General features: G+C 72.5%; 5 protein-coding genes. 1 reads left to right on the forward strand and 4 read right to left on the reverse strand.

What is annotated here, in order from left to right:
• The coding region (locus PROKR_RS09190; RefSeq protein WP_036962342.1) for a C40 family peptidase at nt 1–642 on the forward strand (642 nt) is incomplete at its 5' end.
• A gap of 54 nt (nt 643–696) precedes the next feature.
• Here the strand turns inward: PROKR_RS09190 and PROKR_RS09195 are convergent.
• From PROKR_RS09195 to PROKR_RS09210, 4 genes are all read right to left on the reverse strand, one after another.
• Nucleotides 697–1,296: an NADPH-dependent FMN reductase gene (locus PROKR_RS09195; RefSeq protein ID WP_036962344.1), complete on the reverse strand. Its 600-nt coding sequence runs from the start codon at nt 1,294–1,296 to the stop codon at nt 697–699.
• A gap of 100 nt (nt 1,297–1,396) precedes the next feature.
• Nucleotides 1,397–2,062, reverse strand: a complete 666-nt coding sequence (locus PROKR_RS09200) for a hypothetical protein (protein WP_036962417.1) — start codon at nt 2,060–2,062, stop codon at nt 1,397–1,399.
• A 72-nt stretch (nt 2,063–2,134) separates the two neighbouring features.
• A complete protein-coding gene (locus PROKR_RS09205) occupies nt 2,135–3,463 on the reverse strand; it encodes an ABC transporter substrate-binding protein (protein ID WP_036962347.1) in 1,329 nt (442 codons plus the stop codon).
• Nucleotides 3,464–3,564: 101 nt separating this feature from the next.
• Nucleotides 3,565–3,971 (reverse strand): substrate-binding domain-containing protein (locus PROKR_RS09210; RefSeq protein WP_036962350.1); only part of this gene is annotated, 407 nt, incomplete at its 5' end.

Genomic DNA, 3,971 nt, shown 5'->3' on the forward strand with positions numbered 1-3,971 from the left:
CAGGCCGCGCCCGCCCCTGCGGCGGTCAACGCCAAGCTGGCCGGCAGTCCCGTCCAGGGCGCGCTCGACGCGGCAGCCCTGGACGCCCTGGCCACCCAGGCCAAGGCGTCCGTGGCCGCCGCACCGGTGGTGACCGTCGCCACCGACGCCGAGCTGAGGGTCGAGAGCGCGGCCGTGTCCGTGGTCTCCGCCGCGGACAACGAGGAGTACCAGGCCCAGCTAGCCGCCGAGGCGGAGGCCGAGGCCGCGGAGGAGGCCGCCGAAGCAGCTGCCGAACAGGCCGCGGCGGTCGACATCCCGGCGTCCGCGGCGGGCTCCGCCGTCGTCTCCGTCGCGATGCGCTACCTCGGGGTGCCCTACGTGTGGGGCGGCAACACCCCGGCGGGGTTCGACTGCTCGGGCTTCACGTCGTACGTGTACGCGCAGGTCGGCATCGACCTGCCGCGCACGTCGTCGGAGCAGCGGTACGCCGGCACCGTGGTGCCGTGGTCCGAGGCGCAGCCGGGCGACATGATCTGGTCGCCCGGGCACATCGCGATCTACGCCGGTGACGGCATGCAGATCGAGGCGCCGGTCCCCGGCAAGAGCGTCCGGTACACCAGCATCTGGCAGTCCGACCCGACGTTCATCCGCGTCGGCTGACACCCGGGGTGGGGCGCGGGCGGGCACGTCGCCGCCCGCGCCTCAGCCGGCCGGCTACTTGGTCGAGGCGGGGTCCTCGTCGCCGATGTGTCCCGGGGCGTTGGCGGCCAGGACCCGCTGGACGAAGGCGCAGTACTCCGACATGTAGTGCCGCAGGAACGCCGCCGTCGTCTCGTTGACCACGGTGCCGTCCGGGCCGAAGTCCGCGGCGTCGTAGGTGATGTAGGCCTCGGGGGCGTTGAGCTGGGGCGCGTCGAGGAAGCTGAGCACGCCGCGCATCGACGACTGCATCACGGCCGTGCCGATGCCGCCCGGCGAGGCCCCGATGATGCCGGTCGGCTTGCGGGCGAACGAGTTCTGGCCCCAGGGCCGCGAGCCCCAGTCGATGGCGTTCTTCAGGGCACCCGGGATGGACCGGTTGTACTCCGGGGACACGAACAGCAGCCCGTCCGAGGCCTCGAGCGCCGCCTTGAACCGGCGGCCCTCGGGCGGGAAGTCGGCGTCGTAGTCCCAGCTGTACAGCGGCAGGTCACCGATGGGGATCTCGGTGAACGACAGGTCGTCGGGCGCCGAGGCGATCAGCGCCCTCGACAGCGTGCGGTTGATGGATCCCTTGGCCAGGCTGCCGACCAGGTAGCCGATCTCGTAGGTCATGACGCCTCCCGCGCATCAGCCGGCCGTCGACGCCGGCCGCCGGCGTGCCGTCATACCAACTGTGCGCTCGCCCGCTCGGACCGGCGAGTCCGGCCGGGACTCAGCCGTCGCCGTCGAACAGGCCACCGTCGAGCAGCCAGTTGTAGCGCAGCCGCAGGGCGCGCTCGGTGCTGGCCATCAGGGTGGCGACCAGGATCGAGAGGTTGAGCCAGCCGGGCAGCCGGATCGGCGACGTGAAGGTGGTCCCGATCCGCTCGGCGATCGGCGGGAGCTGGGAGATCTGCTCGACGATCTGCGGCACCCCGAGGACGAGGCCGACCACCAGGACGACGACGGAGACCAGCCCGATGAAACGGCCCGCAACGGGGTGCGAGTGCTCCAGACGGGCACGGCGGCCCTCGGCCGAGGCGGCGTCGGGCGCGAGCTGGCGCTCGGTGCCGTCGTCGGCCACGTAGTGGCAGCGGCGGAGGCCGAAACCGCTGGTGACCACCTCGATCACGCCGCCGGTCACCGGGAACCGGGCCGGGAGCTTCGAGACGGCGTGCAGCCGGCCGTCGAGGTACAGCTTCGCGCGGACCGTGCCGTTGTCGTCCCCGCCGTGCCGGATGTCGACCGACCAGGTCTCGGGCCGTCCGTCGGCGGTGGTCAGCTCCAGGTGGAACAGCGAGCGCGAGAGCGGCTGCCACCACCGGAACCGCTGGAGCGGGCTGCCGTCTCCTGACCGTACCCGCTGATCAGCACGCCGGCGACTCCAGTCCGAGAACATGACCGACACCGTAACAACGCGCCGGCGGGGCCGCACCGAAGCGGATCGACGCGGCCCCGGGTGTCGGCGGGGCTACCCGGCGAGGGCGGTCTCCGCCTCGGCGAACCAGCGGCCGGCCGCCTCGTCCGCGGTCAGCGTGCCGTAGGCGACCTCCATGGCGATGGTCGTGAAGGTGGCCTCCAGGTTGCTGAGGCCGGCCACGGGCGGCGGCGCCGAGCCTACGAGGTGGGGCTGGAGCGCGCTCTCGTAGTCGAGGATCTGCTGGTCCAGCTCGTCCAGCTCGACGCCCTCCAGCGTGGCGCTCGACGCGGGCACGCCGCGGGACATGCCGAAGATCTCGCCGACGCGGGGGTCGTTGACCAGGAAGTCGACGAGCTTCGCTGCCTCGTCGGGGTGCTCGCTGTTGGCCGCGACCGAGAGCTGCAGGCCGGGCTTGAGGAACATGCCGCTGTTGTTCTCGAAGTCGTCGGCGGGCACGGGCAGCAGCGTCAGGTTCGGCTCCGCCTGCCCCTCGCTGAACCGGACCAGGAAGTTGTCCCAGCTGATCTCGGCGGCGGTCTCGCCCACGCCGACGGCGTCCGCGCCGGAGAGCTGCTCCTGGCGCTTGGTCGGCAGGAACCCGTTCTGCTCGTGGATCGTGGCGCTCTTGCCCCACCAGGTGGCGAGGTCGTCCTGCGTGAAGCCGAGCTGGTCGCCGTCGAACAGCGACCTGCCGTTCTGCTGCAGCCAGATCTGGAACAGCCAGAAGAACTGGGTGTAGTCGACCGAACCGTGGACGGCGGGGTCGTGCTCGGCCCCGGCGGCGGAGATCCCGGCCAGCAGGGCGTCGTACTCGTCCCAGGTCAGGCCCTCCTGCGGCACGTCGACGCCGAGCTCGTCGAGCAGATCGGCGTTGACGAACGTGCCGAGCGTGCTCGCGCTGCTGGCCAGACCGTAGGTCTGGCCGTCCACCTGCCCCGAGGCGAGCAGCGGCTCGGCGATGGTGTCGACCTCGATCGTGTCGCCGAAGTACTCGTCGAGCGGGATCACGTGCCCGAACTCGGTGTACTCGGTGAGGTAGGCGAGGTCCATCTGGAGCACGTCGGGCAGGGTGCGGCTCGCGGCCTCGGTGTTGCGCGCGGTCCAGTAGTCGGTGAATCCCGCGTAGCTGGTCTGGACGGTGATCCCCGGGTTGTCCTCCTCGAAGATCTCCAGCGCCTGCTCGTACCGCTCGGCGCGGCTGGCGTCACCCCACCACGAGAACGTCAGCGACACGTCCTGGTCCGAGCCGCCCGACCCCGAGCCGCCGGACGAGCACGCGGCCACGGCCAGCACGGCCGCCACGGCCACCCCGGCGCGGACCATCCTGTGGTGGCCGCGACCGCGGGCCGTGCCGCGGTCGCTCCTCGCGTGCAGATTCATGTGAGCCTCCTTGCTCGTGTTCGTCGCAGGACGGATCCGCCCTGACCCGCGCACAGCGTGCAGCCCCGCACGCACCCGGCCGCGCGAACGGACAAAAGCGGTCACGGCCGGGGCGCTGCCCCGCAGGAGGCGCGCACGGTCAGCCGGGGCAGCAGCTCGATGTGCCGCGGCGGGCGGTGCTCTCCCCCGTCGCGCACGTCGGTGTCGCGCTCGCCCGTGTCGTGCGCGATGCGGTCGACCAGGAGCTGCAGCGCCTCCCGGCCCAGCTCGCGGCGCGGCGTCGTCACGGTGGTCAGCGGCACGGCGGCGAGCTCGGCGTTCTCGTCGTCGTAGGCCACCACGGCGAGGTCGTCGGGCACGCGCAGGCCGCGGTCGAGGGCGGTCTCCACGAGGCGCGCGGCGTGGTCGTCGGTGTGCACCAGCACCGCCCGGGTGCCGGTGGCGAGGCACCGGTCCAGCAGGTCGGCGAGCTCGCGCCGCAGCCGGGCCGGGTCCTCGTCGCCCTTGG

The sequence above is a fragment of the Promicromonospora kroppenstedtii DSM 19349 genome (assembly GCF_000515355.1).
GTDB classification, from domain to species: domain Bacteria; phylum Actinomycetota; class Actinomycetes; order Actinomycetales; family Cellulomonadaceae; genus Promicromonospora; species Promicromonospora kroppenstedtii.

What these genes read in the sequence shown, in the direction of transcription:
- PROKR_RS09195 (WP_036962344.1), bottom strand. Translation starts at nt 1,296, where the DNA reads ATGACCTACGAGATCGGCTACCTGGTCGGCAGCCTGGCCAAGGGATCC.
- PROKR_RS09200 (WP_036962417.1), bottom strand. Translation starts at nt 2,062, where the DNA reads ATGTTCTCGGACTGGAGTCGCCGGCGTGCTGATCAGCGGGTACGGTCA.
- PROKR_RS09205 (WP_036962347.1), bottom strand. Translation starts at nt 3,463, where the DNA reads ATGAATCTGCACGCGAGGAGCGACCGCGGCACGGCCCGCGGTCGCGGC.